This window comes from Streptomyces sp. NBC_00663 (genome assembly GCF_036226885.1).
Lineage (GTDB): Bacteria > Actinomycetota > Actinomycetes > Streptomycetales > Streptomycetaceae > Streptomyces.
In genome coordinates, this window is the sequence record NZ_CP109027.1 from 234,019 (window position 1) to 258,148 (window position 24,130).

The following is a 24,130-nucleotide window of genomic DNA, read 5'->3' on the forward strand; positions in this document are numbered from 1 at the left end:
CCAGATCACACCTCGGCGCGGGCGACCAGGTCCAGCGCAATGTCGGTGATCATGTCCTCCTGACCGCCGACCATGCCCCGACGGCCGACCTCGACGAGGATGCTGCGGGTGTCCAAACCGTAGCGGGCGGCAGCGGTCTCGGCGTGGCGGAGGAAGCTGGAGTACACGCCCGCGTAGCCGAGGCTGAGGGTCTCGCGGTCCACCCGTACCTCGCGGTCCTGCAGCGGTCGTACGAGATCGTCGGCGGCGTCCATAAGCGGGAACAGCTCGCTCGCGTGCTCCCAGCCCATCAGGTCGGCGACCGCGACGAACGCCTCCAGGGGACAGTTGCCCGCACCAGCGCCCTGGCCGGCGAGGGAGGCGTCGACGCGTACGGCGCCGCTCTCCACAGCGACCACGCTGTTGGCGACGCCGAGTCCGAGGTTGTGGTGGGCGTGGATGCCCAACTCCGTGGCCGGGTCGAGGATTTCGCGGTAGGCACGGAACCGGTCGCGGACGCCGTCCATGGTGAGCCGGCCGCCTGAGTCCGTGACGTAGACGCAGTGGGCGCCGTAGGACTCCATCAGCTTGGCCTGGCGGGCCAGTTCGGCCGGTTCGGCCATGTGGGACATCATCAGGAACCCGGCGACGTCCATGCCCAACTCCCGTGCCGCGGCGATGTGCTGGGCGGAGATGTCGGCCTCGGTGCAGTGCGTGGCGACGCGGACCGAGCGGATGCCAAGGCGGTGTGCCTGGCGGAGGTCGTACAGACTGCCGATGCCCGGCAGCAGGAGTGTGGTGGGTACGGCGTGGTGGGCGACGTCGGTGACGGCTTCGATCCACTCCCAGTCGGTGTGCGCGCCGATGCCGTAGTTGATGCTGGAGCCGGCCAGTCCGTCGCCGTGCGCGATCTCGATGGCGGCCACTCCCGCCGCGTCCAGGGCGGCGGCGATGGTGCGGGCCTGTTCGACGGTGTAGCGGTGCCGGACCGCGTGCATGCCGTCCCGCAGGGTGACGTCCTGGATGTACAGAGCGGTCACTTGGCCGCCTCCCTGCTGTGGGCGGCCATGCGCTCCGCGGTGCGCAGCGCGGCCGAGGTCATGATGTCGAGGTTTCCGGCGTAGGCGGGCAAGTAGTGGGCGGCGCCCTCGACTTCGAGGAAGACGGAGACCTTCAGCAGCTCGCCGGGGCCCAGGCCGCTCAGCGGGTCGTCCGCCGCCACCTTCTCGTACTGCACCTTCTGCTTGAGGCGGTAACCCGACACGTACGCCTGCACGCGCGCGACCATCTCCTCGACCGACGCCGTGACGGCCTCCGTGGCGCACTCGGAGACCAGGCAGTGCACGGTGTCCCGCATGATCAGCGGGGGTTCGGCCGGGTTGAGGACAATGATCGCCTTGCCGCGCGCGGCACCACCGACCCGCTCGATCGCGGAGGAGGTCGTCTCGGTGAACTCGTCGATGTTCGCCCGGGTACCCGGACCGGCGGAGCGGGAGGCGATGGACGCGACGATCTCGCCGTAGTGGACCTGCGATACGGCGTTGACCGCGGCGACGATCGGGATAGTGGCCTGGCCCCCGCAGGTGACCATGTTGACGTTGGGCGCGTCGAGGTGGGCGTCGCCGTTGACCGGCGGGACGACGTACGGGCCGAGCGCCGCCGGAGTGAGGTCGACCAGGGTGCGGCCGAGCGGGCGGAGCACCTCGTCGTGGTGGCGGTGGGCGCCGGCCGAGGTGGCGTCGAAGACGATGTCGATGTCGGCGAACTCGTCCAGCTTCACCAGGCCTTCGACACCCTCGTGGGTCGTGGCGACCTTGAGACGGCGGGCGCGGGCCAGGCCGTCGGAGTCCGGGTCGATACCGGCCATCGCGGTGATCTCCAGGCTCTCCGAGAGCCGCAGGACCTTGATCATGAGGTCGGTGCCGATGTTGCCGGAGCCGATGATGGCGACCTTGGTGGTCATGACTGCGCCCCTTCCTGGGCGAACCCGACCTGGACAGAGCCCAGGCCGAAGATATGGGCGTCGAAGACGTCACACGGGGCTGCGGGGGCCATCGGGCCCAGGGCCCCGGTCAGCACGAGGTCGCCGGCCCGCAGCGGGTCGCCGCGCTCCGCGAGGGCCTGGGCCAGCCAGACGGCCGCGTTGAGGGGGCTGCCGAGACAGTCGGCACCGGTGCCCTGGGAGACCGTCTCGCCGTTGCGGGTCATGGTCATCGACACCGAGCGCAGATCGAGCCCGCTGAGTGGCACGGGGGTGCCACCGAGGACGTACAGGCCGCAGGAGGCGTTGTCGGCGACGGTGTCGACGAGGGAGATGTCCCAGCCGGCGATCCGGCTGTCGACGATCTCCAGGGCGGGCAGAGCGAAGTCGACCGCGCGCAGCACGTCCACGACCGTGCACTCGCGGTGCGGCAGATCCTCGGCAAGAACGAGCGCGACCTCGGCCTCCACCTTCGGCTGGAGCAGCCGCCCGGCGGGCACCTCGCCGCCCTGCGGCACCGCCATGTCCGCGAACAACGCGCCGAAGTCGGGCTGGTCCACGCCTAGTTGCCGTTGCACGGCCGTGGAGGTCAGGCCGATCTTGCGGCCGACGATCCGGCGCCCGGCGTCCAGGGCACGGCGGACGTTGACCTGCTGCACGGCGTAAGCCGTCTCCAGGTCGCCGGCGTCGAACAGCGTCCGCACCGGCGGGCAGGCGGCCCGAGTGCGGGTGGCCTCCTCCAGTAGGTCGGCGGCCTTGACCACGGCCGGTGAGGCGGTGTGCGGCATGGATTCCTCCAGGGGTGCGAGTACTGCCATCGATATAGACACCTCTCCTCGGATGAGCCAAGCTTTGTTCCGTGTCACGGAATATTGCGAGCGGCAGCATGTTGGAAAAGGCCACTTTTATCTTGGAATGTTTCAGCCCAAGCGGTGGTCCGTTCCGTTTGTCAGAACTTTCGGAGCTCGCCGGACTGCCGAAGCCGACGGTCCACCGACTGGCCGCGGACCTCGTCCGGCTCGGCTGGCTGGAGCGGTCGGGCGCCCAGTACCGCCTCGGCGCGAAGCTGTTTGAGCTCGGCTCGCTGGTCCCGCACCGACTCGACCTGCGCGAGGCGGCCCTGCCGTTCCTCCAGGACCTGTTCGAGGCCACGCGGGAGACCGTCCATCTCGGCGTGCGCGACGGCATGGAGGTCGTCTACCTCGAACGCATCCACGGCCACGAGGCCCTCCAACTCCCCTCCCGCATCGGTGGCTCCCTCCCGCTGAGCTGCACCGGCGTCGGCAAGGCCCTGCTCGCCTTCTTGGGCGCCGAGCTCACCGAGGAGGTGCTGTCCCAGCCTCTGCCGAGCCTGACGCCGTACTCGATCACCGACCCGGTGCGGCTGCGGACGGCCCTGGAGAAGATCCGGGTCTCGGGGCTCGCCTACGAGGAGCAGGAGGCGGCGCTGGAGGTGAGTTGTATCGCGGCTCCCGTCTTCTCAGGTGGTACGGCAGTGGCGGCGCTCTCGGTGGCCGTACCGCGCTCCCGGTTCAGCCCCGCTCAGCTGGCTCCGGCGGTCCGGACGGCGGCGCTGGGGCTGTCGCGGGTGCTGCGCGCGGGCGCGTGAGACGTCATGTTGGCTGGACCAACTTGAAGACGAGCCGGGCAGCGGCCCGTTGGGCGGACTTCCGCAGTCCCGACCCGGACCTGGAAGGCGCGGAAGTCCCGCCGAAACGAGGGAAGAGCGCCTCGGCGTTGCCGCGGTCGACGGCCTTGAGCGACTCCGCATCGAGCGGGTGGCTGTCCAGGCCGTTAGCGAAGTACTGGCCCGCGGCAGTGGGGGCGAATGGCCAGTCGCTGCCGAACATGACGCGCCCGGGGCGGGCGAAGGCCAGCAGGGTGGGCAGGGCCGCCGGGCTGGAGGACAGGGCCGTGTCGAAGTAGAAGTCTCGGAAGTCGTCCAGGACGTCCAACGGGCTGCGCCCGGCATCAGCGGCGATGGCGACAGCCATCCGGTGCGAGGAGTAGGGGACGAAACCGCCGGCGTGACTGAGGATGAACCGGATGTTCGGATAGCGGCGCGGGATGCCGTTGCGAACGAGGAGATAGGCGGCCCGCGTGGTGTCGAGCAGGAAGTCGGCGGCGAACGGCGGGATGCCCTCGACCGGCGGCGCGGGAAGGTCGGCCGGGTGGACGAACACGACGGCCGCGTGCTCGTCGAGCGTCTGCCACAGGGAGTCCTGTCCCTCCGCGCCCAGATAGGTGCCCCGACTGTTGGCCAGCAGGGTGACCCCGTCGGCACCCAGCTCCGTCAGCGCCCGCCGGGCCTCGGCCGCGGAGGCGACGGCGTCCGGCATCGGCACGGTTGCGAACCAGCCGAACCGCCCCGCGTGACTTTCGGCCAGATCAGCGGAGAAGTCGTTGAGTCGCCGGGCCAGATGGGCGGCCTCGGCCGGATCGTCGAGGAATGCGGCGCCCGGCGTGGAGACGGAGACGATCCCCGTCTCTGTCCCCAGCAGGTCCATCAGCTCCAGCGCCGACTCGGGGTTCCAGTCCGGCAGCGCCCGGCCGCCGGCCTCGGCGATGCCCTCCTTGGCGAGGAGGTCCCGGTAGAAGGCGGGAATGAGGTGCTGGTGGACGTCGATACGGCGTGGGATGGCGGCCATGAGGTGACTTCCTTGCGGCTCTGACGCACGGTGACTGTAGCGGTCACTCCAATTGGAGTAAACGCTACAGCAGTGCTGGATCGCAAGAGAGTGTGCCGCCGGTCACCACCACGGATGGCCAGTACCGCATCCACCACGCGCGGCCACGGGGATCCGTATGGAAAGGTCAGGCGCGAACGCGCTTCAGACCTGGGTTCTGCCGCACGAGCGCAGGCAGCAGGAGGCACTGGGGAGCCCGACGACGGCGTAGGTGGTGATGGCACGCACCGCGCCCTCGTCCGGTTGGGATCAGAGTTCGGACGACTTCAGTGACCCGACCGAGGGTGTCCAGGCCAGGCCCTGCTGGGCCCCTGAGCCGGGGATCGCGAATGTGGCGTCGGTGTCCTCACCTTTTCTCCAAGCGTCAGGGCGATTTGGGCCGAGGGGGCCCGCCGCGCGGGTCCCCCAGAGAGCCGACGCGACCCGGTCAGGGGACAGAGAGCGCGCGGTCAGGCTGGCGAGGGTGAGAGCCGTGCGATCTGGGCCGTTTTCAGTACGGGCCGTTTCTCCCTCGCGCCGATCAACCTCGTCGACAACTGCATGATCCAGGCGAGCCCATCGCCACCACGCCGCACCGACTCCGTCCCCCCGGACGGCGCGAACGACTCGACCCCGAAATAGCCACCTCCGGTTTCCTCGCATCCAGCCAGCGTCCAGAATTCAGTGCCGAACTAGCCAGAGGAGCCATGTAGCGCAGCGTCACCCGCCATAAACTAGAACGTCCATGCAGGTCAGAGCCACGCGCACCACCGACGCCGGCAACGAGGCCGAACTCACGCGCAGCGGATTCAGTCCGTTCAGACAAAGTTGACGATCTGACAGGACAAATTGAAAGTTTCCGCAGGTCAGAGGCCTACAAACGTGGGGCGGGTGGGACTCGAACCCACGGCCGACGGATTATGAGTCCCTTGGGGATCTTGGCGGCCTTTGCCGATCAGCCCTCATCTTTGTCGTTTTCCCAGGTCAGATGTACTGATCAGTATCAGTCTCGCGTGGTGCTTGTCGGTCTGTTCCTGTCCTTGTGGCCCCTCGACGGCCCCTGAGGGCCTTCGAGACAGACGCTCGCCACAGAAGCCGCCGTGTCCGCCCGGTTCAGCCAAGAAGATGGAACCGTCGCGCAGCGGAGCCCCTTACCGGCGAGATGGTGCTCCACCCCTCGACCCGGGGCGGAGCACCATCCCGAGCCGAACACCGAGCCGTTGGCTCGACTGGAGGAGAAGGACGCGGAACTGGAGGCTGCCCGGCGTCCAACCGCGAGCCGACCCGAGGCCGGGCCAGAAAGAAGCCGCACACCGCCAGCCGGGGCCCGACCGGCCCGTCTTCCAGCTTCCAGTCGAGGTAGCCCGTGGCCGGGGAAGGTGCGCTCCGGCGGGGCGCCTCCCGCTTCGACCGCCGCCCCGAAGAGACCGACGCGACCATGACCGCTCTCGCCCAGCGCGAGCGACAGCAAATACTTGGCTAGCCACATGTTTGCTGTTACGGTAATTATGTGGCCAGCCACCTAAATGGGTGGGGGCACGAGAGGAGTCGTCATGAAAGCCATCCTGTTCGACCGTTTCGGAGGCACGGAAGTGCTGCACGGGGCGGACATCGAGGTCCCGCAGCCCGGCCCCGGGCAGGTCCGCGTCCGCGTCAAGGCGGCCGGGATGAACGCACTGGACGGCAAGATCCGCTCCGGGGCGCTGGAGGCCGTGTTCCCCACGCCGCTGCCCTCCGTCCCCGGTCACGAGCTCGCCGGCGTGGTGGATGCCCTGGGTGAGGGGGTGCAGGACGTGCAGGTGGATGACGAGGTGCTGGGCTGGTCGGACACCGGCTCGTACGCCGAGTACGCGCTGGCCACCACCGTGGCCCACAAGCCCGCCGGTCTCGACTGGCAGCACGCGGTCGCGCTGCCGGTGGCGGGCGAGACGGCCGAGCGGGTCCTGAACCTGCTGGGCGTCACCGCAGGGGAGACGGTGCTGATGCACGGCGCGGCCGGAGCGGTCGGAACCCTGGCGGTCCAGCTCGCCACGGCCCGCGGAGCGCGTGTCATCGGCACCGCCGGCCCCGCCAACCAGGACTACCTCACCTCGCTCGGCGCCACCGCGACTGTTTACGGCGAGGGCCTGGTCGAGCGGGTCCGTGCGCTCGCCCCCGACGGCGTGGACGCGGTGTTCGACCTGGCCGGGAAGGGAGCCCTGGAAGACTCCATCGCCCTGCGCGGCGGCACCGAGCGCATCGTCACCATCGCCGACTTCCGCGCGCACCAGCTCGGCATCACTTTCGCCAACGGTCCCCACGAACGCTCGGCCGCCCGCCTGGCCGCCCTGGCGCAGGATGCCGCGACCGGCAAGCTCGTCACCACCGTCACCGCCTACCCGCTCGACCAGGCCGCCACGGCCCAGCAGGTCAGCGACGCCGGGCATGTCCGGGGCAAGCTCGTCCTCACCCTCGACTGATCACGCCCCTCCTTCCGCCACGCCCTCCCGCTTGACCGATCACCACCTGTTCATCACCGCACTGAAGGACCCATTCATGCTGAACGCCCTGTGGACACCGACCACCGTCGGTGACATCTCCCTCCCGCACCGCCTGGTCATGGCGCCCATGACCCGTGACCGCTCCACCCCTGAAGGCGTCCCCACCGAGCTGAACGCCGAGTACTACGCCCAGCGGGCCTCGCACGCGCTCATCATCACCGAGGGCACCCAGCCAAACGCCGACGGCCAGGGCTATCTCCTCACTCCCGGCATCCACAATGACGAGCAGATCGCCGGGTGGCGCAAGGTCACCGACGCCGTGCACGCCGCCGACGGCCGGATCGTCATCCAGCTGATGCACACCGGACGCATCGCCCACCCCGACAACACCCCCCACGGGCGCCGGCCGGTCGCCCCTTCGCCGATCCGGCCGCAGGGCGCGATGTTCACCGCGTCCGGGCCCCAGGAGATGCCGACGCCCCGGGCTCTGTCGACGCAGGAGGTCGCAGCGACCGTCGACGACTTCCGCCGCGCCGCAGCGGCCGCGGTCGCGGCAGGCGCCGACGGCGTGGAGATCCACGGCGCCAACGGCTACCTGGTGCACCAGTTCCTGTCCGACAACACCAACCAGCGCACCGACCGCTACGGCGGTTCCCTCGAGGGCCGCATCCGCTTCGCCGCCGAGGTAGCCGCCGCGGTGGCCGAGGAGATCGGCGCCGAGCGCACCGGCCTGCGCATCTCCCCCGGCAATCCGTACAACGACATGGCCGAGTCCGACACCGCCGAGCTGTATCAGGCGCTCCTGCGCGCACTCAGCCCACTCGGTCTGGCCTACCTCCACGTGATGCACGCGGGCGACGAGGAACTGCTGGGCACCCTGCGTGAGCTGTGGCCGACCACGCTGATCCTCAACCGGGCCGGCGCCGACCTACCCACCCGCGCCAAGGACGTCGACCACGGCACGGCCGACCTCGTCTCCGTCGGCGCCCTCGCGCTCGCCAACCCGGACCTGGTCGAGCGGCTACGCTCTGACGCGCCGCTGAACACCCCCGACCCGGCGACCTTCTACGGCGGCGGAGTGGCCGGCTACACCGACTACCCCACCTACACCGTCTGAGGAACCGCATGTCCGTCCCCACACCCCGCATCCCCAGCACGGCCAGCGAGGGGCCGATGAGCTACGCGATCTTCCAGCTCGCCCGTGCTCACCGGGCCCGCGCCGCCGCCATGCTCCGCGAGATGGACCTGCATCCCGGACAGGAACTGCTGCTGATGCAACTGCTGGACCGGGACGGCCAGACCCAGTCCGAGCTGCTCGAAAGCGTCGGCCTGGACCACTCCACGGTCTCGAAGTCCCTGCGCCGCATGCAGGACGCCGGCCTGCTCGTCCGCGAGCCGGCCGAACACGACCGGCGCGTCATGGTCGTCCACCTCACCGACAAGGGCCGTGCCATGCGCGAGCCCCTGGCAGCCATGTGGCGGGCCCTGGAGGAGACCTCCGCGCTGAACGTGTCGGCGCAGCAGGCGGAATCCTTCGTCCGCACCGCCTACGCCATCGCCGACGCGATCAACAGCCGCGCTGTTCCGCGGGAACAGTCTGAGTAACTGGCAAGCACGCCGGCTTCGGCCTCGAGTGCGAATCGCTTCCGGTGTTCCTGCGAAGTGGACAGTTGCTGCAAGCGTAGTTGGCTCACGAAGGCCCGTGCTGAGCGGAGCCAGGCTCCCCCAACTGCCGGAAGCCCGGTGAGTCAGCCGGCGTATGTGGCGGGCCCCCCGCTCCCCCCGTACGTCAGGCAGAACGGGCTGAGCGGGGCCTCAGCGGCAGGGGCAGGCGAGCCATCCGGTGCAGGCAGGCGGGACTCGTCCGGGGGAAAGGGCAACACCTCTCCCACGGAAATGCCGATCCCTTCCCTGTGGCTGGCAGACCGCACATCGAGGACGGCCGCATCACCCGCGTCCGGGTCACCGTCGACTGCCGCAAGCTCCTGCAGGCCAGCGATGACCCGCGCCGCGGATCCACCCATCACAGGCCCGCCCGCCCCTTGAGCAACCCCGGCCGACGGCGCCCACGTCCGCGGCCACCTGATCCCCCGCACCTGACCTGATGGAAAGTGAGACCCCCATGACCACCACCCGCCCCGTCCTCGTCGTCGGCGCGACCGGCTCCCTCGGCGGCAAGGTCGTCGACGAACTGCTGGGGCGCGGTAAGAACGTCCGCGCCCTGGTCCGGCCGACCACCGACGCGAGCAGGCTCGAAACCCGGGGTGTCGAGATCGCCCGCGGCGACATGCTCGACCTCGACTCGCTCGTCGCCGCCATGAACGGCGCAGATGCCGTCATCACCACCGCTGCCGGCTGCACCCGCGGCGGCAAGAACGCGCACGACATCGACACCGTCGGCAACGCCAACCTCGCCGAGGCCGCCCACCGCACCGGCATCCGGCGGTTCGTCCTGACCAGCATCCTCACCAGCGACCAGACCCCCCAAGTCCCGCACTTCTGGCACAAGAAGATTACCGAGGACAAGCTCGAACAACTCGGCGTCCCGTTCGTCGCACTGCGGCCGGGGGCCTTCCTCGACCAGATCGCGACCATGGCGGGCAACCCGATCAACAAGGGCCGCCTGACGTGGATCGGCAAGACCACCGTCCCGCTGACCTTCGTCCACACCTCCGACCTCGCGGCGTACCTGGCGGCCGCCGTCGACGCCGAGGCCGACAACGGTGAGCGCATCGACATCGGCTGGGACCGTCCGGTCAGCATGCGCGAGATGGCCGACCTGATGGGCAACCGGGCCGGAAAGAAGATCAAGGTACGGGCCGTCCCCTCCGCCGTCGCCCGCGCCGCAGGAGCCGTCGCCGGCCGCTTCATGCCCCTGGTCAAGGACATGGCCGCGATGTTCAGCTGGTTCGACACCGGCCGCTACGTCGCCGACCCCCGCGGGACACGTAGTCGCAGTGGATGCGGCTTACTCAGCCTCGGCCGGTCCCGCGCACGAGCCGACCGCAGCACTCGGGCACTCGGCACCGCTTCCCTGCACTGGCGCGGCGATCAGGCACACGGTGATGAGAGCCCCGCCCGATGGCCGGTTGGCCAGGCTCAACCGGCCGCCGTGCGCCGCGGCGATCATCGCGACGATGGCGAGGCCGAGCCCACCGGCACTCCTGTCGGCCGACGGGCCAGGCGGTGGCCCGGCGAGCATGGCGGGCGGGAAGCCCTGGCCCTCGTCACCTACGCACAACTTCACGGCACTGTCCGCTCGTTCGGCGCTCAGGACGATGTGGCCAGGCCCCGACGAGCCGGAGTGGCGCAGGGCGTTGTCGAGGACGTTGTGCAGAACTTGGCGCAGCCGTACCGGATCGGCGTCCGCGGTTGCTTCGGGGGCTCCGGACGTCTCCACGGTGATCGTCGCACCGTCGGCGGTCGCGCGGGCGCGGAACGCCTCGGCCGCATCGGTGAGCAGTCGTGGCAGGGACACTGGCTCGCGGCGCAGCGGGAGTCGGCCCTCTCGAGTGCGGGCGAGGACGAGGATGTCCTCGGCGAGTCCAACGAGCCGGTCGGTCTCGGCGGCGGCGGAACGTAGAGCGGCCTCGAGTTCGACGCGCTCGCGCGGGCGCGCCGTGGCCAGTTCGAGCTCGGCCCGCAGCAGGGCCAGCGGGGTGCGCAGCTCGTGTCCAGCCGTGTCGACAAAATGGTGCTCGCGCTCCAGTGCTTCCTGGAGGCGCGCGAGCATGGCATTGAGGGTGAGCGCGAGACGGGCCAGTTCGTCTCCGGTCGGCGGGACGGTCAGGCGCCGTTCAGGCTCGGTCTCGGAGATCGCGGCCGCCTCCCGGCGGATCCGCTCGACCGGTCGCAGGGCCGCGCCCGCCAGCAGCCAGCCCGCGTACGAGGACACCGACAGGGCGAGCGGCCCGCCGATGAGCAGCAGGAGCAGCAGCCGGTCCAGTGCCTCCGCACGGTCGCCCAGCGGTGCGCCGACGACGAGGACGGCGGGCTGTTCGACCTTCCCCGGCAGACGAACGGGCAGGGCGAGCAGCCGGGCGGGGTCGTTGACGCCCACGACATGGCGGCTGAGGAAGACCGGCTTGGTGACGGTTCGTGCGGTGCCCGGCGGCAGCATGGGCGCCGCTGCGACGGCCGGAGTCGTCTCGACGACGTCACCCTGCGGCGTGAGGATCTGGCCGAACGACTCGTCGGGGTCGATGAGTCCACTGCCCGCGTCCAGCGGAGCCCGTTCACGCTGGGCCAGCGAGCCGACGGTGGCCGCGGCCCGTGCGCGCAGGTCGAGGTCGACGGCGCGGGTCAGTTCGGTGCCCATCCGGGTGTAGAGGAAGGCGCCCAGCGCGGTGAGCACCATCGCCATCGCCAGACAGAAGGCGAGGGTCAGGCGGAGCCGGACGGGGAGCCTAGCCAACCGAGCGCGCATGATCCGCACCGTCCCTGCGGTCGTCTCTCAGCCAGTAGCCGGCGCCTCGGCTGGTACGCAGTGACCGCCGCCCGAAGGGCCGGTCGATCTTCTGTCGCAGGTAGCCCACGTACACCTCCACGACGTTCGAGTCCGCGTCGAAGGTGAAGTCCCAGACGTGTTCGATGAGTTCGGCCTTGGAGAGCACCTGTCCGGGCCGTCGCATCAGGCACTCCAGAAGCGCGAACTCCTTGGCCGTCAAGGTGATCGGCGCACCCCCGCGGGCCACGGAGCGGGTCGCCGGATCGAGGGTGAGGTCGCCGACGGTGAGCACTGCGGGCCGTTCGCGGGCGCCCCGGCGCATCAGCGCGCGTAGCCGGGACAATAGTTCGGCGAGTGCGAACGGCTTGACGAGGTAGTCGTCCGCGCCCAGGTCCAGACCGCGCACCCGGTCCTCGACGGCGTCCCGTGCGGTGAGCAGCAGGACGGGCGCCCACCGGCCGGCGGCGCGGATCTCACGCAGCACAGCAAACCCGTCGGTGCCCGGCAGCATCACGTCCAGGACGATCACGTCGTAGTCGGACTCCCCGGCGTACCAGAGGCCGTCCTCGCCGGTGGCGGCCACGTCGACCGCGAAGCCGTTCTCCGTCAGGCAGCGCCGCAGCAGCTGGGCCATGGGCGCTTCGTCCTCGACCACGAGAATCCGCATGGCGCCTCCTCCCGCAAGGCCCTGCTGGTGTCCAGCGTAGTGGGGGGGGCTAAGGAGACGCTGAGTCGATCCGAGCGGACCCCTCAGGGGCTCGAGGGGACCGTTTCAGGGTCCCCTTAGCCACTCGCGAGCAGGCTCGAAGCCACAGTTCGACGAGGGAGTCCCGATGATCAGCAAAGGCATGAAACGCAGCGCACTGGTCCTCACCGTCGCCGCCGGCTGCACGGCCACGGTCGTGCTGACGGCCTGTTCCTCGGGTTCAGGAAGCTCGAGCCACCAGTCCGCGGCACGGACGACGACCAGCCCCGCTCCCCGCAGCTTCTCGGCGGCCGTCGACAACCCGTGGTTCCCGCTGCCGCCCGGCCGGACACTGGTCTACAGCGGCATCAAGGACGGTGTGAAGACCACGGAGTACCTCACCGCCACCCGCGAGACCGAGAAAATCACCGGCATCCCCTGCCGTGTCGTCTCGGACCGCCTCTACACCGGACGCACCCTCCACGAGACCACCCGTGACTACTACGCCCAGGACGCCGCCGGAAACGTCTGGTACTTCGGCGAGGACACCGCCGAACTCGACGCCCACGGCAACATGCTCTCCACCGAGGGCACCTGGCGCGCCGGCCGTGACGGCGCCCGTCCAGGCATCTTCCTGCCCGCGCATCCCGTGCCCGGCGCCGCCGGACAGCAGGAGTACTACCCCGGCCAGGCCGAGGACCGCTTCCAGGTCCTGGACCTGACCTCCCGCGTGTCCGTCCCGTACAACACCTTCACCGGGGCCCTGCACACGAAGGAGTGGACGCCCCTGGAACCCGGGGTCGTGGACAACAAGTACTACGTGAAGGGCATCGGCACGGTGAAGGAGGTCACGGTCAAGGGCAGCCCCTTCGAGGAGAACGTGTTGACGGCGGTCAGGGGTTAGGAGGCGCTGGACCAGGCCAGGCACGGGTGGGTCGTCACGGTCTACGGCTGGTTCTGGCGGGAGCAATGGCCATGGCAGCACGCACACGGACGTACGCGGTCGTCGGACTGGCCTTCGTGGCAACGGTGGCTGCGGGCTGTTCCGGGACGGGTTCGGGGTCAGGCTCCGGCTCGACGACGTCCCCGGCCGCTCCCGCGGCCGGATCCTCCTCCGGAGGGGGCGGCAGCAGCGGCAGCGGGCAGAACAGCGCGGCGCCCACCGAGTCGAACCCTCCCGGCGACATCCCCGATAACCAGGCGTTCGTCGCCTACCGGCCGACCGGCGGTTCCTTCACCGGCTTCACGGTCAAGGTGCCCGAGGGCTGGGCCCGCACCGGCCAGGGCAGCACCACCGTGTTCACGGACAAGCTCAACACTGTGAACTGCATGCCGCCGCTGCCCCGCGCACCGTTCAGGTTGCGTTCATGCTCGAAGTGCGATCGTGCGGATCATGACCGCAGAGCCTGTCCTCGATGAACGCCCCCTCCTCCCCGTACGCCAACTGGCGAACAAGGTGCCGGAGGTGACCGTCTATTTCTGGATCATCAAGGTGCTGACCACCGGCATGGGCGAGACTGCGTCGGACCTCCTGGCCCGCACGCTCGGCCCCATCCCTGCGGTGGCGCTCGGCGGCCTCGCCCTGGTGGCGTCCCTAGCCGTGCAGTTCTCGCTCCGCCGGTATGTCGCGTGGGCCTACTGGACCGCCGTCGTCATGGTCAGCGTTTTCGGCACGATGGCCGCCGATGTCCTGCACGTCGGCCTCGGCGTGCCGTACGCCGTCTCGACCCCGGCGTTCCTCGTCGTACTGGCCGCGGTCTTCGCCCTCTGGTACGTGAGCGAGCAGACCCTCTCCATCCATACGATCCGGACCCGGCGCCGCGAGGCGTTCTACTGGGCGGCCGTCCTCGCCACCTTCGCCCTCGGCACCGCCACGGGCGACCTCACAGCCACCGTCGGCTTCGGCTACCTGGGCTCGGTCGCCCTCTTCGCAGCCGCCATCTGCGTACCAGCCCTGGCCCACCGCTTCGGGGCCCTCGGCGCGGTCACCGCCTTCTGGACCGCTTACGTCATCACCCGCCCCCTCGGAGCCTCCCTCGCCGACTGGATGGCCCTCCCCCACACCCGCGGCGGCCTCGCCCTCGGCCTGGCACCAGTCACCCTCGCCTGGACGGCGGCGATCATCGGATTCGTCTGCTACCTGGCCGTGTCACAACGCGAGAGGGGCGCGCACGCTGCGGCATGAGACAAGGACGCGCTGGGCCGTTTCCTGTACGGACCGTTATCCCAGCACCCACGTCGGCCACAGTCCCCTCGCAGGGACCGCCGCGCCCACACGCCGCCCCGGACAGAAGGCCGACTCCTCGATGTCGGTGCTGCGGCCGGCTGACATCCCGTGCTGAAGATCACCAGGCGGCACTTGCGATTCCTCGCGTCCAGCCAGCGTTTGGTCGACCAGGACCAGCCGGTCGAACGGCTCGACCCCCGACACGTCCTGGACGTCGACTTCCAGCTGCGCCCCGTCGGGCTCCTCGGGTACGAGTCCGAGGTGGCCTCGGACGAACTCGGCGAGCACCTGCGTCACCAGCGTCGACTTTCCGGAACCGAACACGCCCGTCACCGCCGTCAGTACGCAGAGCGGTACGTCCACGGACAGGTCACGCAGATTGTGGCGGGAGACGCCGCGCAGGTGCAGCCAGCCGTGCGGTGTGCGCGGGCGGTGATCGACAGGTTGGGCGCGCCCCAACAGGTACTGGCTCGTGGCCGACTCCCCGACCTGCTCAAGACCGGCGACGGGGCCGCTGTACAGCACGCGTCCGCCGCCCTCGCCCGCGTCGGGCCCGATGTCGACCACCCAGTCCGCCCGCCGTACGACGTCCATGTCGTGCTCCACGACGAACAGTGAGTTGCCGCCGACCTACGGCGGGTTGCACCTGTGCTTCCCCACCTGGACCGGGGGCATCCGGCGAAAGGTCCAGCACCGCCGCCGCGGTCACTCCCCCGCTTCCCCGGACGGCACGACGGTCGAGCCGTCTCCCAGCGGGCCGGCCAGGTCCGCTCCAGCCGTCTCAACCACAGCAGGTGCAGCATCTGGGCCCGAGCGAACGGTTCACGGCCCGTCGCCGCCGCAGCCTCCTCGAACCCCCGCCCCGCCGACGGCCCCAGCAAGCAGCACCGGCCACGGACCGACAGGTCGGTCCGCGGCAAGCGTCGCGAGGCCAGCGCCTTCAACCCGCCGAAAGCATGCTCGCGCCAGCGGGCAGCGGTCGAGGGCATCGGGGGATCGGTTCCAGGTCAGTCCACCGTGGGCGGTGTCTTCGGTGCGCGCAGCAGGGCACCGATCGCCGCAGCGAGGACGACGGCGCAGACGGCGATCAGGGAGGCGGACAGGCCGTCCATGAACGCCGATTTGACGCCGTCGGCGAGGGCCGCGCCCTGTGCGCCGAGATGGTCGGCGACGTAGAGGCCGGAGGCTGCGGAGTCGCGTACGGACTCGGCGGCGTCGGAGGGGAGTTGGGCGACAGAATCGGGGAGGGAGGAGCGGTAGTGACTGCCGTAGATCGAGCCCATGAGGGCGATGCCGACCGCGGAGCCGACCTCCCGGGTGGTGTCGTTCATGGCGGAGGCGACGCCCTGCTGGCCCTGCCCGAGCGAGCCGGTGATGGCAGAGGTGCCGACCGCGCCGCTGAGACCGATGCCGAAGCCCGCCAGGACGAGACCGCCAAGGAAGGGCAAGTAGCCGGAGTCGACGTCGAGCAGGGAGATGACGAACAGTCCGGCACCGAGCAGCAGCAGGCCGACGCCCATCGTCACCTTCATGCCGACCCGGCGCACCAGGTTGGGGGTGATCGCGGAGACGGGCATGACCACCACGGCCACCGGAAGCAGGGCGACGGCGGCCTTCAACGGGCTGTAGCCCAGGATGAGTTGCAGATACTGCAGACCGACGAAGAAGAACCCGAAGACGGCCATGAACTGCACCAGAACCGTGATGGCACCCGCCCGGAAGCCGCGGATGCCGAACAGGGCGGGATCGAGCAGCGGGTGTTCGGTACGCCGGCCGAGGTAGGCGTAGACAGCGAAGGACAGCACGGTGACGACGAAGGAGCCGATCACCACAGGCTCCGTCCATCCCTTCTCGTTGCCCTCGATGATCCCGAACACGAGGGTGCCGATGCCCAGGGCAGTACTGATGGCTCCGGCCACATCGGGCCGGTGCGGGTGTGCGTCCTTGGTGTTGGGCGCCAGCAGTACCGCGGCGAGCGCGGCCACCAGAGCGACGGCGGCGCTGCTGACGAAGAGCGAGCGCCAGCTGAACCACTCCAGCAATACGCCCGCGGCCAGCATGCCGATGATGGCGCCTGCGGCCGCGAACCCCGACCACGTGGCCACCCCCTTGGCCCGCTGGTCCGGCGGGAAGGCCGCGGTGATCGTCGACAGTGTGCCCGGCATGATCATGGCGGCGCCGAGCCCCATGACCGCCCGCCAGGCGATCAGCGTGCTGGTCGAGTCGGCGAAGGAGGCGGCCAGGGACGCGGCACCGAAGACCACGGTGCCCACGACGAGGACGTTACGGCGCCCGACGCGGTCGCCGATCGCACCGAGCGGGAGCACGAGGGCCGCCAGCACCACGGTGTAGGCGTCGGCGATCCAGGTCAGTGCGCTGTTGGAAGCCGACAGGTCGATGGCCAGGTCGGGCAGGGCGAGATTCAGTGCGGAGACGGACGCAACGACCAAAACGAGTGCCAGGCACATCGCGAACAGCACGCCGCGGGTTCCGGCGCGACCGGTGGCGACGGACGGTGTCGTCTCCGTGTGGGGGGTGGTGGTCATGGGGCCTCAGTGTGCTGGGTCGGATGGCGTGCCCACGCGGGCACTCTGAGGAAAGTATCAAGTTTGACGCATCTGAGGTCAAGCGTCGGCGCAGCCGTCGCCCCTACACGAAGGCGGGGCTCGTGAATCCCGCGGAGTCGGTCAGCTCGGCCCACGCCGTCTTGCTGTGTCAGGCGTGGCGCGTGCCCCAGTGCTCGGCGAGTCGGGCGACGAGCAACAGACCGCGCCCGTCCTCGTCAAAGACACGGGCGCGGCGCAAGCGCGGAGTGGTGTTGCTGTCGTCACAGACCTCGACGAGGAGCAGGATGCGATCGTGGATGAGGCGGAGCCGGATGAGCGGGCAGCCGTAGCGGATGGCTTTGGTGACCAGTTCACTGACGACCAGTTCCGCGGAGAAGCCGAGTTCCTCCGAGCCCCAGGTGCTCAGTTGCTCGCAGACCTCGGCCCGAGCCGTCCGAACCACCCGGCGACCACACGCTCGGAGACGTTCTCCGACGTCATCCGTACGCTCCCTGCGTGTCCGCCTCGGGCCTCAGACCCCTTTCACCGAGTCGAGTGGCTCTCGGCCGAGGAGCAGCGTGGTCTGTGTCTCGGCATAGCGGTCCTGGCCGACGTGGGAGCGCCGGCCCAGCAGGCTGCCCGCCCAGCCGAGGAGGAACCCGACCGGGACGGATGCCAGAGCGATGTTCTGCAACGGGAACCAGTGGAAGTCCCGTGCGGGGAAGAGGGCGAGGGGGCCGCCGGAGACAGCGGGACCCAGGGCTTCCAGGACGGAGCACCACACGAGCGAGCCGTAGAGCGTCCAGAGCATTCCGGTCCTCGTGAAGCCCTTCCAGAACAGGCTGTACACGAGTGCGGGCAACACCGCCGAAGCGGTCAGGGCGGCGGCGAACGAGCTCAGGGCCACGATGCTCCAGTCATGCAGCATCACCGCCAGGCACACACAGGCCACGCCGAAGACCAGCACGGCTGCACGCGCCACGTTCACTTCGCGCGTTTCGCGGCCGGCCCCGCGACGGCCCACCTTGGCGTAGAGGTCGTGCGCCAGTGCCGCCGAGGAGGCGAGGGTGAGTCCGGCCACCGTGCTGAGGACGGTGATGAAGGCGGCGCAGGCGACCATGGTGAACAGCAGTCCGGTGCCGCCTCCCGCGAGGGTGCGGGCGAGGAGGAACAGCGCCGAGTTCCCCTGCGCGTCGTCCGAGGCGATGACGCCGGCGCCCAGCGTCGCCGCGGCGCCCAGTCCCGTGAGAACCATGGCACCGTGGAACAGCGTGATCATGACGACGGCGGCACCGGAGGCTCGTCTGGCCGCCGGCCCGCTGCGGGAAGCGCTCACCCGCAGGAGGATGTGCGGGAACACGGCAGACCCCGCGCCGCACATCGATACAGCTCCGCGCCCCTTCAGGGGGCTGCCGAACCGCAGCAGCCTCCTCCCGACCCGCTCAGCCGTGCCTCTGAGCCCGGCGTTCGGCGCCGAGGCGGGCATAGTGGTCGATCAGGTCCGGGTCGTCCACCGAGGCCGGGTTGACGACCTGGTCGGCGGAGGCGCCCTGGAGGAGGCGCTTGACGGGGACTTCGAGCTTCTTGCCGGTGCGGGTGTGCGGAATGGCCGGCACTTCGAGGATCTCGTCGGGGACGTGACGGGGCGAGGCACTGGTGCGGATGGCCTCCCGGATGCGGTCGCGCAGGGCGTCGTCCAGGTCGGCACCGGCCGCGAGCCCCACGAACAGCGGCATCCAGTAGCCGCCGTCCGGCTCCTCCGCGCCGATGACCAGGGCCTCGGTGATCTCGGGAAGGCGTTCGACGGCGTCGTGGATGTCGGCACTGCCCAGACGCACACCGTTGCGGTTCAGCGTGCTGTCGGAGCGGCCGTGGACGATTACCGAGCCGTGACCCGTGACGGTGATCCAGTCGCCGTGCCGCCAGACGCCGGGGTAGGAGGAGAAGTAGGCGTCGCGGTAGCGGCTGCCGTCGGGGTCGTTCCAGAAGAACAGCGGCATCGACGGCATCGGGCGGGTGACGACGAGCTCGCCGACCTGGTCCACCACCGCCGAGGCGTCGGCGTCGTACGCGGCCAGGGCCACGCCCAGGTGCGGTGCGGACAACTCCCCCGCCCAGACAGGGGTGTTGGGCGCGCTCCCGGCAAAGCCGGAGACGATGTCGGTGCCGCCGCTGATGGACGCGAGCAGGACATGGTCGCCGACGTTCGCGCGGACCCAGGGATAGGCGGAGGCCGGCAGCGCGGAGCCGGTGCAGCCGACCACACGGACACACGACAGGTCGTGCCCGGACGGGTCGATGCCGAACTTGGCCATGCCCAGCAGGTATTGAGGACTGGTGCCGAAGACGGTGACGCGGTGGCGCGCGGCCAGCTCCCACAGGACGTCGAGCTTGGCGAACGGCGCCGGGCTGCCGTCGTACGTGCACGTCGTGGCCCCGGTCAGCAGCGTCGAGGCGACCAGGTTCCACATCATCCAGTGGGTGGTGGTGTACCACAGGAGTCGGTCGCCGGGGCCGAGGTCGGACTGCAGGCCGAGGGTCTTCAGGTGTTCCAGGAGCACGCCGCCGTGGCCGTGGACGATGCCTTTGGGCAGGCCGGTGGTGCCGGAGGAGAAAACGACCCACAGGGGGTGGTCGAACGGTACCGCCGTGCAGGCGAGTTCCTCGGCGCGGGTGGCCGCGTCCTCCCACGGGACCACCAGGGAGGGGTAGTTGTCCGAAAGCCGGGGCAGGCCCACGTGGTCCACCAGCAGCGTGGCCTTCAGCGTGGGCAGCGCGCGGGCCAGTTCGAGTACGGCCTCGCGACGGTCATGCGTGGTGGCGTTGAAGAGGTAGCCGTCGGCGGCGATCAGCACGGTGGGTTCGAGCTGCGCGAACCGGTCGGCGGCAGCCTTGGGCGCGTAGTCCTGCCCGCACACCGACCACACGGCGCCCATGCTCGCGGCGGCGAGGAAGGAGACGATGGCGTGCGGGGTGTTGGGCAGATAGCCCACCACCCGGTCGCCCTCCCCCACCCCCAGATCGCGCAGGGTCGCGGCGACGGAGGCCACCTGGGCGCGCAGCCGCCCGCCGGTCACCTCGTACCCGGATCCGGTCTCGTCGAGGGCGATGATCGCCACGTCGTCGTCCGCGAGGTTGCGCAGCGCGTGGTGGGCGTAGTTGAGGGTCGCGCCCGGGAACCAGCGGGCACCCGGCATGGTCTCCTCGGCCAGGACCCGTTCGTAGGGGGTGTCCGCATCGATCGCGAAGTGCTCCCACACCGCGCCCCAGAAGCCTTCCAGGTCGGTGACCGACCAGCGGTGCAGAGCGGCGTAGTCGGTGAGGTCCGCCTCGACGCCCCAGTGCTGGGCGGCCCAGCGGCCGAACTTGACGATCCTGCTGTGCGCGGCGGATTGCGGGTCCGGCATCCAGAAGGGGGTGGCGTACGGCGTGGTCATCGAGCGGTGCTCCTCGACAGGGGGGCGGATACGGGGTGTTCGACGGGGCCGCAGGTGGTGCACAACAGAGGGGCCCAGGCGGCGGTGTCGGTGAAGTCGGCGCCACCGGCCGGGACGACGTCCAGGACGACGCGGTCGGGGCGCAGCAGGACGGCGTCGGCACGGCCCGCGCGCAGCCAGGCGGCGAGGGTGCCGTCGTCACCGGACTCGTGTACGTCGATGACGCGGGCGCCGAGTCCGTCGGTGAGCGCCAGCAGGGAAGGCGCCAGCGGCACCGCCGTCAGCACGGCCAAGGAATCTCCGAGCAGGTCGTCGAAACGGGCCGGTGGTGCGCCCTCGGTCGTCACCTGGGGCTGCGGGCAGAAGGTGCCGCCCAGCCGGCTGCGTCGTACCAGTGGGCCGACGGGAAGCGGGCGGGTGAGGCCCCGGCTCGCCAGACCTGTCACCCCGGGTATGCGGCAGGCCGCGGCGAGGCCGGCGCGGCGCAGGGCTGCCGCGCGGTCCTGGCCGCCGGTCATGGCCCAGCCGGTGATGACCGCGAGACGGATCACGTGCCGGGCGTGCGGCCTGCGTTCGCTCTCGTAGGTGTCCAGCAGACGCTCGTCGCCGCCCTGCTTCAGGACCCTGGCGAGCTTCCAGGCCAGGTTGTAGGCGTCCCGCAGTCCCGAGCACAGGCCCTGCCCGACGAACGGCGGGGTGAGATGGGCGGCGTCGCCGAGGAGGAAGACCCGGCCCTGGCGCCAGCGGTCGGCGATGCGGGCCCGGAAGGTGTACTGGGCCTGCCGTATGACATGGAAGTCGTCGACGTGGGAGATGTCCACCCAGGGGGCGACCAGCTCGCGCAGCCGTTCGTCGTCGGGGGTCTCCCCCTCACCCAGCCGGAACTCCCACCGGTAGCGGTCCTCGCCGATACGCATGAAGGTCGCCGGGTGGCGCGGGTCGCAGACCTGGTCGACGCCTTCCCAGCAGCGAACGGCCGCTTTCGTCGTCGCGTCGATGACCGTCCAGTGCTCCTCAAAGCGCAGGTCCTCCCAGCGCGCGCCGATCGCGTCGCGGGTGAGGCTGCCCGCGCCGTCGCAGCCGAGGACGGCCTCCGCGAGCAGCACATGCTCGCCGTCAACGTCCCGGTAGGCGACGCGGACCGGGCCGTCGGCTCGCTGTTCGACCGCGGTCACCTCCGCCCCGCCCCGCAGCTCGCACTCCGGGTGGCGGGCGAGTGCCTCGCGCAGCAGCCGCTCCAGTTCCGGCTGGTCGAACATGCTGGTCTGCGGGAAGCCGTGGTGACCCTGCTCCGACCGCCGGAACTCGGCCATCACGCGGTGCCGGGCGTCCAGCAGCCTGAGTCCGCGCGCGGGACGGGCGACGGCGGCGAACTCGTCGGCGATTTTGGCGGCTTGGAGGATCCTGCGGACCTCGTCGTCGGTGGCGACGGCGCGGGGCAGGGGGTAGACGTCGTGGTGGCGTTCGAGGACGACGCTCCGCACGCCATGGCGGGCCAGCAGGAGGGCGGCGGTCACTCCCACGGGCCCGGCACCGACGATCACCACGGGTACATCTGCCGAGTTGGGCTCGACGGTCATATGCGGCTCACTTCGGGTCTCAGTTCGCGTCGGCCACAGGCGTGCGCTGCTCGCCCAGGTCGATCCGGTCGTCCGGGGTGGCTATGGTCGCGGTGACGACGTCGCCCTGACGCAGGTAGTGCGGGTTCTTGGCCTGGCTCTTGAAGAACGCCTTCCACTTCACCGCGGGCGGCAGCAGCGCGCCGATCTTCTCGACGGCCTTCGGCGGGGCCTTCAGGGCCGTGCCACCGGGGGTTCCGGTCAGTAGCAGGTCGCCGGCGTCCAGGGTCTGGAACCGCGCGAGCAGGGTGAGCGCCTGCGCCGGGCGGACGATCATGTCGGCGAGGGTGCGGTCCTGCCGCAGCTCGCCGTTGACGCTCAGCTTCAGCCGCAGGTTGAGAAGATGGGCGAAGTCCTCCGGCTCCAGCAGGGCCAGGTACGGGCCGGTGGGCGTGAAGGTCGGATACGACTTGCTCTCGTAGAACTGCGTCTTGGTCAGCTGTACCTCACGGGCGCTGACGTCATTGGTGATCACGAGCCCGGCGACGTACGACGGCAGGTCCCGCTCCTCCACGACGGTGCCGACGCGGAGGGCCGCGCCCATGACCAGGCCGAGTTCGATCTCGTAGTCGAGGAACTTCACGTGCGCGGGTCGGACGATGGCCTCGCCGGGGCCGCTGATCGAGCCGGACGCCTTACGGAAGAAGGCGGGCGGGATATCACCCTTGAAGCCCGAATCACGGGCGTGGCTACGGTAGTTGACCATCTGGGCGACCACCCGGCAGGGGGTGGTCACCGGGGAGAGGGCGACCAGGTCGGCCACGGGGATGCCCGCCTCGCTCGAGGAGGCGGCCTCCGAGACCGCGGCCCGGTCAGCGAGCAACTCGGCGGTGGTGATCGCCTTGGTGTCGACGGCGACGGCGCGCTCGCCGCGCACCACCCACCAGCCGTCAGTAGTGCGTAGGACGTTGGTGCTCATGAGTTCATCGCTTTCATCAGGCCCAGCAGACGTGCGGGGTCGAGTTCGTTGTCGCCGCGCAGCGCGCGCAGCACCTCGCGGATCTTGGCGGGGGACGGGCTCGCGCCGAGGAAGTCACGGGTGGCGGGCGGCCCCCACTGGGCCAGGCCGCTCGCCGACATGGGCGCCCAGCCGGGTTCGACGTCACAGGAGAACAGGTCGCCGTCGGCGAAGTGCTCCAGCATGAAGTGGTCGGGGTCACGCCAGTAGTCGAAGAGCTGGCTGCCGTGGATGTGCCTGCCGATGCCCCAACTGCGCTGGTATCCCCGCTCGTTCAGATACTCGCCGCCGGCCGCGATCGAGTCGAGATCGGTCACCTGGTACGCCGAGTGGACATAGCCGTTGCCCGGTCCCAGGTGCATGGCGACGGTGTGATGGTCGACATACACGCTGCCGAGATCGCAGCGGAGGAACGCCATCGTCGGACCGCGACCGCGCTGCCCGTCCAGGAACAGGAAGTCGGACACGATCATGCCGAGCGTGTCCAGGTACCAGTCCAGAGCGCGGGCGAACACACGGGTCTCCAGCACCACATGACCCAGCCGCTGGATCCGGGACGGCTCTCGCGGCGGACGCTGCGTGGCGTTCGTACGGCGGTGATCGGTGCCGAAGTTCAGCAGCAGCGGCTGCTGCTCGGGCAGCGCGGTCAACTGTTCGGCGCCGTACACGACCCGCACCGGGAAGCCTGACGGGTCGAGCAGGCCGACCGCCTTGCCGCCGCCGGGGACGTCCGACTCCCCTACGGCCGTCCCCGTCGCCCGCGCCAGCCGGTCCAGGTCGGCCCGCTCGGCCGCCCGGAACGCCGGACCGATGAAGCGAGAGGTTCGCCCCCGCCGGATCACCATGCAGGGCAAGCCCGCGAAGGTGCCCCGCAGCCACAGTTCCTTCTCCGTGCGGGCGACGACGCCGAATCCGAAGTCACGGGCGAACACCTCCGCCCGGTCCAGGTCGGGCTTCTCGAACTCCAGCCAGGCCAGGTCCGCCACCTTGATCACAGGATTCCGGGACCGGCCCGAGTGCTCGCCACGCAGGGCGCCCTGTTCGCTGTGGAGATCCTGGTGGGGCGTCGTGACGGCAGCTGCGGCCACGCGTGATTCAGACATGG

At 70.2% G+C, this 24,130-nt stretch carries 20 protein-coding genes and 2 pseudogenes; 8 read left to right on the plus strand and 14 right to left on the minus strand.

Features of this window, described 5'->3' with window-relative positions:
* Positions 1-5 precede the first annotated feature (5 nt).
* From dmpG to mhpD, 3 genes are read right to left on the minus strand one after another with little or no spacing between them, the layout of a single operon-like run.
* The gene (dmpG, locus tag OG866_RS01050) at positions 6-1,019 is read right to left on the minus strand and encodes a 4-hydroxy-2-oxovalerate aldolase (RefSeq protein ID WP_329331348.1); all 1,014 of its coding nucleotides are present in this window, start codon (positions 1,017-1,019) and stop codon (positions 6-8) included.
* Positions 1,016-1,942 carry an acetaldehyde dehydrogenase (acetylating) gene (locus OG866_RS01055; RefSeq protein WP_329331349.1) on the minus strand — a complete coding sequence of 309 codons (927 nt, stop codon included), beginning with the start codon at positions 1,940-1,942 and terminating at the stop codon, positions 1,016-1,018. The genes dmpG and OG866_RS01055 overlap by 4 nt, the downstream gene beginning before the upstream one ends.
* A complete protein-coding gene (gene mhpD, locus OG866_RS01060; RefSeq protein ID WP_329331350.1) occupies positions 1,939-2,778 on the minus strand; it encodes a 2-keto-4-pentenoate hydratase in 840 nt (279 codons plus the stop codon). The genes OG866_RS01055 and mhpD overlap by 4 nt, the downstream gene beginning before the upstream one ends.
* A 68-nt stretch (positions 2,779-2,846) precedes the next feature.
* On the opposite strand from mhpD, the gene OG866_RS01065 reads away from it, so the two are divergent.
* Positions 2,847-3,569, plus strand: coding sequence for an IclR family transcriptional regulator (locus tag OG866_RS01065; RefSeq protein WP_329343863.1), 723 nt, complete (start codon positions 2,847-2,849; stop codon positions 3,567-3,569).
* 4 nt (positions 3,570-3,573) lie between these two features.
* On the opposite strand, the gene OG866_RS01070 is transcribed toward OG866_RS01065, so the two are convergent.
* A complete protein-coding gene (locus tag OG866_RS01070; protein ID WP_329331352.1) occupies positions 3,574-4,608 on the minus strand; it encodes an amidohydrolase family protein in 1,035 nt (344 codons plus the stop codon).
* A gap of 1,571 nt (positions 4,609-6,179) precedes the next feature.
* On the opposite strand from OG866_RS01070, the gene OG866_RS01075 reads away from it, so the two are divergent.
* From OG866_RS01075 to OG866_RS01090, 4 genes and pseudogenes are all read left to right on the plus strand, one after another.
* A complete protein-coding gene (locus OG866_RS01075) occupies positions 6,180-7,085 on the plus strand; it encodes an NADP-dependent oxidoreductase (RefSeq protein WP_329331353.1) in 906 nt (301 codons plus the stop codon).
* Positions 7,086-7,161: 76 nt separating this feature from the next.
* Positions 7,162-8,223, plus strand: a complete 1,062-nt coding sequence (locus OG866_RS01080) for an alkene reductase (protein ID WP_329331354.1) — start codon at positions 7,162-7,164, stop codon at positions 8,221-8,223.
* Between the two features lie 8 nt (positions 8,224-8,231).
* Positions 8,232-8,711 carry a MarR family winged helix-turn-helix transcriptional regulator gene (locus OG866_RS01085; RefSeq protein WP_329331355.1) on the plus strand — a complete coding sequence of 160 codons (480 nt, stop codon included), beginning with the start codon at positions 8,232-8,234 and terminating at the stop codon, positions 8,709-8,711.
* A 517-nt stretch (positions 8,712-9,228) separates the two neighbouring features.
* Positions 9,229-9,975, plus strand: a pseudogene (locus tag OG866_RS01090) (SDR family oxidoreductase); the annotation flags it as partial.
* Between the two features lie 99 nt (positions 9,976-10,074).
* Here the strand turns inward: OG866_RS01090 and OG866_RS01095 are convergent.
* Complete coding sequence (locus OG866_RS01095) at positions 10,075-11,520, minus strand: sensor histidine kinase (protein WP_329331356.1); 1,446 nt, start codon at positions 11,518-11,520, stop codon at positions 10,075-10,077.
* Positions 11,513-12,220, minus strand: coding sequence for a response regulator transcription factor (locus OG866_RS01100; protein ID WP_329331357.1), 708 nt, complete (start codon positions 12,218-12,220; stop codon positions 11,513-11,515). The genes OG866_RS01095 and OG866_RS01100 overlap by 8 nt, the downstream gene beginning before the upstream one ends.
* A gap of 166 nt (positions 12,221-12,386) precedes the next feature.
* On the opposite strand from OG866_RS01100, the gene OG866_RS01105 reads away from it, so the two are divergent.
* From OG866_RS01105 to OG866_RS01115, 3 genes are all read left to right on the plus strand, one after another.
* Positions 12,387-13,142 carry a hypothetical protein gene (locus tag OG866_RS01105; RefSeq protein ID WP_329331358.1) on the plus strand — a complete coding sequence of 252 codons (756 nt, stop codon included), beginning with the start codon at positions 12,387-12,389 and terminating at the stop codon, positions 13,140-13,142.
* 71 nt (positions 13,143-13,213) lie between these two features.
* On the plus strand, positions 13,214-13,657 hold the full coding sequence (locus tag OG866_RS01110) for a hypothetical protein (RefSeq protein WP_329331359.1): 444 nt from the start codon (positions 13,214-13,216) through the stop codon (positions 13,655-13,657).
* The gene (locus OG866_RS01115; protein WP_329331360.1) at positions 13,632-14,423 is read left to right on the plus strand and encodes a COG4705 family protein; all 792 of its coding nucleotides are present in this window, start codon (positions 13,632-13,634) and stop codon (positions 14,421-14,423) included. The genes OG866_RS01110 and OG866_RS01115 overlap by 26 nt, the downstream gene beginning before the upstream one ends.
* A gap of 186 nt (positions 14,424-14,609) precedes the next feature.
* Here OG866_RS01115 and OG866_RS01120 read toward each other — a convergent pair.
* The 8 genes and pseudogenes from OG866_RS01120 to OG866_RS01155 form a co-directional block, all read right to left on the minus strand.
* Positions 14,610-15,089, minus strand: a pseudogene (locus OG866_RS01120) (ABC transporter); the annotation flags it as partial.
* A 383-nt stretch (positions 15,090-15,472) separates the two neighbouring features.
* Complete coding sequence (locus OG866_RS01125) at positions 15,473-17,011, minus strand: MFS transporter (RefSeq protein WP_329331361.1); 1,539 nt, start codon at positions 17,009-17,011, stop codon at positions 15,473-15,475.
* A gap of 169 nt (positions 17,012-17,180) precedes the next feature.
* Positions 17,181-17,474, minus strand: a complete 294-nt coding sequence (locus tag OG866_RS01130) for an ATP-binding protein (protein WP_443063484.1) — start codon at positions 17,472-17,474, stop codon at positions 17,181-17,183.
* A 69-nt stretch (positions 17,475-17,543) separates the two neighbouring features.
* Entirely contained in the window at positions 17,544-18,497 is a 954-nt protein-coding gene (locus OG866_RS01135; RefSeq protein ID WP_329331362.1) for a sodium:solute symporter family transporter, read from the minus strand.
* Entirely contained in the window at positions 18,454-20,448 is a 1,995-nt protein-coding gene (locus OG866_RS01140) for an acetoacetate--CoA ligase (RefSeq protein WP_329331363.1), read from the minus strand. The genes OG866_RS01135 and OG866_RS01140 overlap by 44 nt, the downstream gene beginning before the upstream one ends.
* Positions 20,445-22,028: a bifunctional 3-(3-hydroxy-phenyl)propionate/3-hydroxycinnamic acid hydroxylase MhpA gene (mhpA, locus tag OG866_RS01145; RefSeq protein WP_329331364.1), complete on the minus strand. Its 1,584-nt coding sequence runs from the start codon at positions 22,026-22,028 to the stop codon at positions 20,445-20,447. Before mhpA ends, OG866_RS01140 begins: the two co-directional genes overlap by 4 nt.
* Before the next feature lie 19 nt (positions 22,029-22,047).
* Positions 22,048-22,986 carry a fumarylacetoacetate hydrolase family protein gene (locus OG866_RS01150; protein WP_329331365.1) on the minus strand — a complete coding sequence of 313 codons (939 nt, stop codon included), beginning with the start codon at positions 22,984-22,986 and terminating at the stop codon, positions 22,048-22,050.
* Positions 22,983-24,128: a VOC family protein gene (locus tag OG866_RS01155; protein WP_329331366.1), complete on the minus strand. Its 1,146-nt coding sequence runs from the start codon at positions 24,126-24,128 to the stop codon at positions 22,983-22,985. Before OG866_RS01155 ends, OG866_RS01150 begins: the two co-directional genes overlap by 4 nt.
* Between the last annotated feature and the right edge of the window lie 2 nt (positions 24,129-24,130).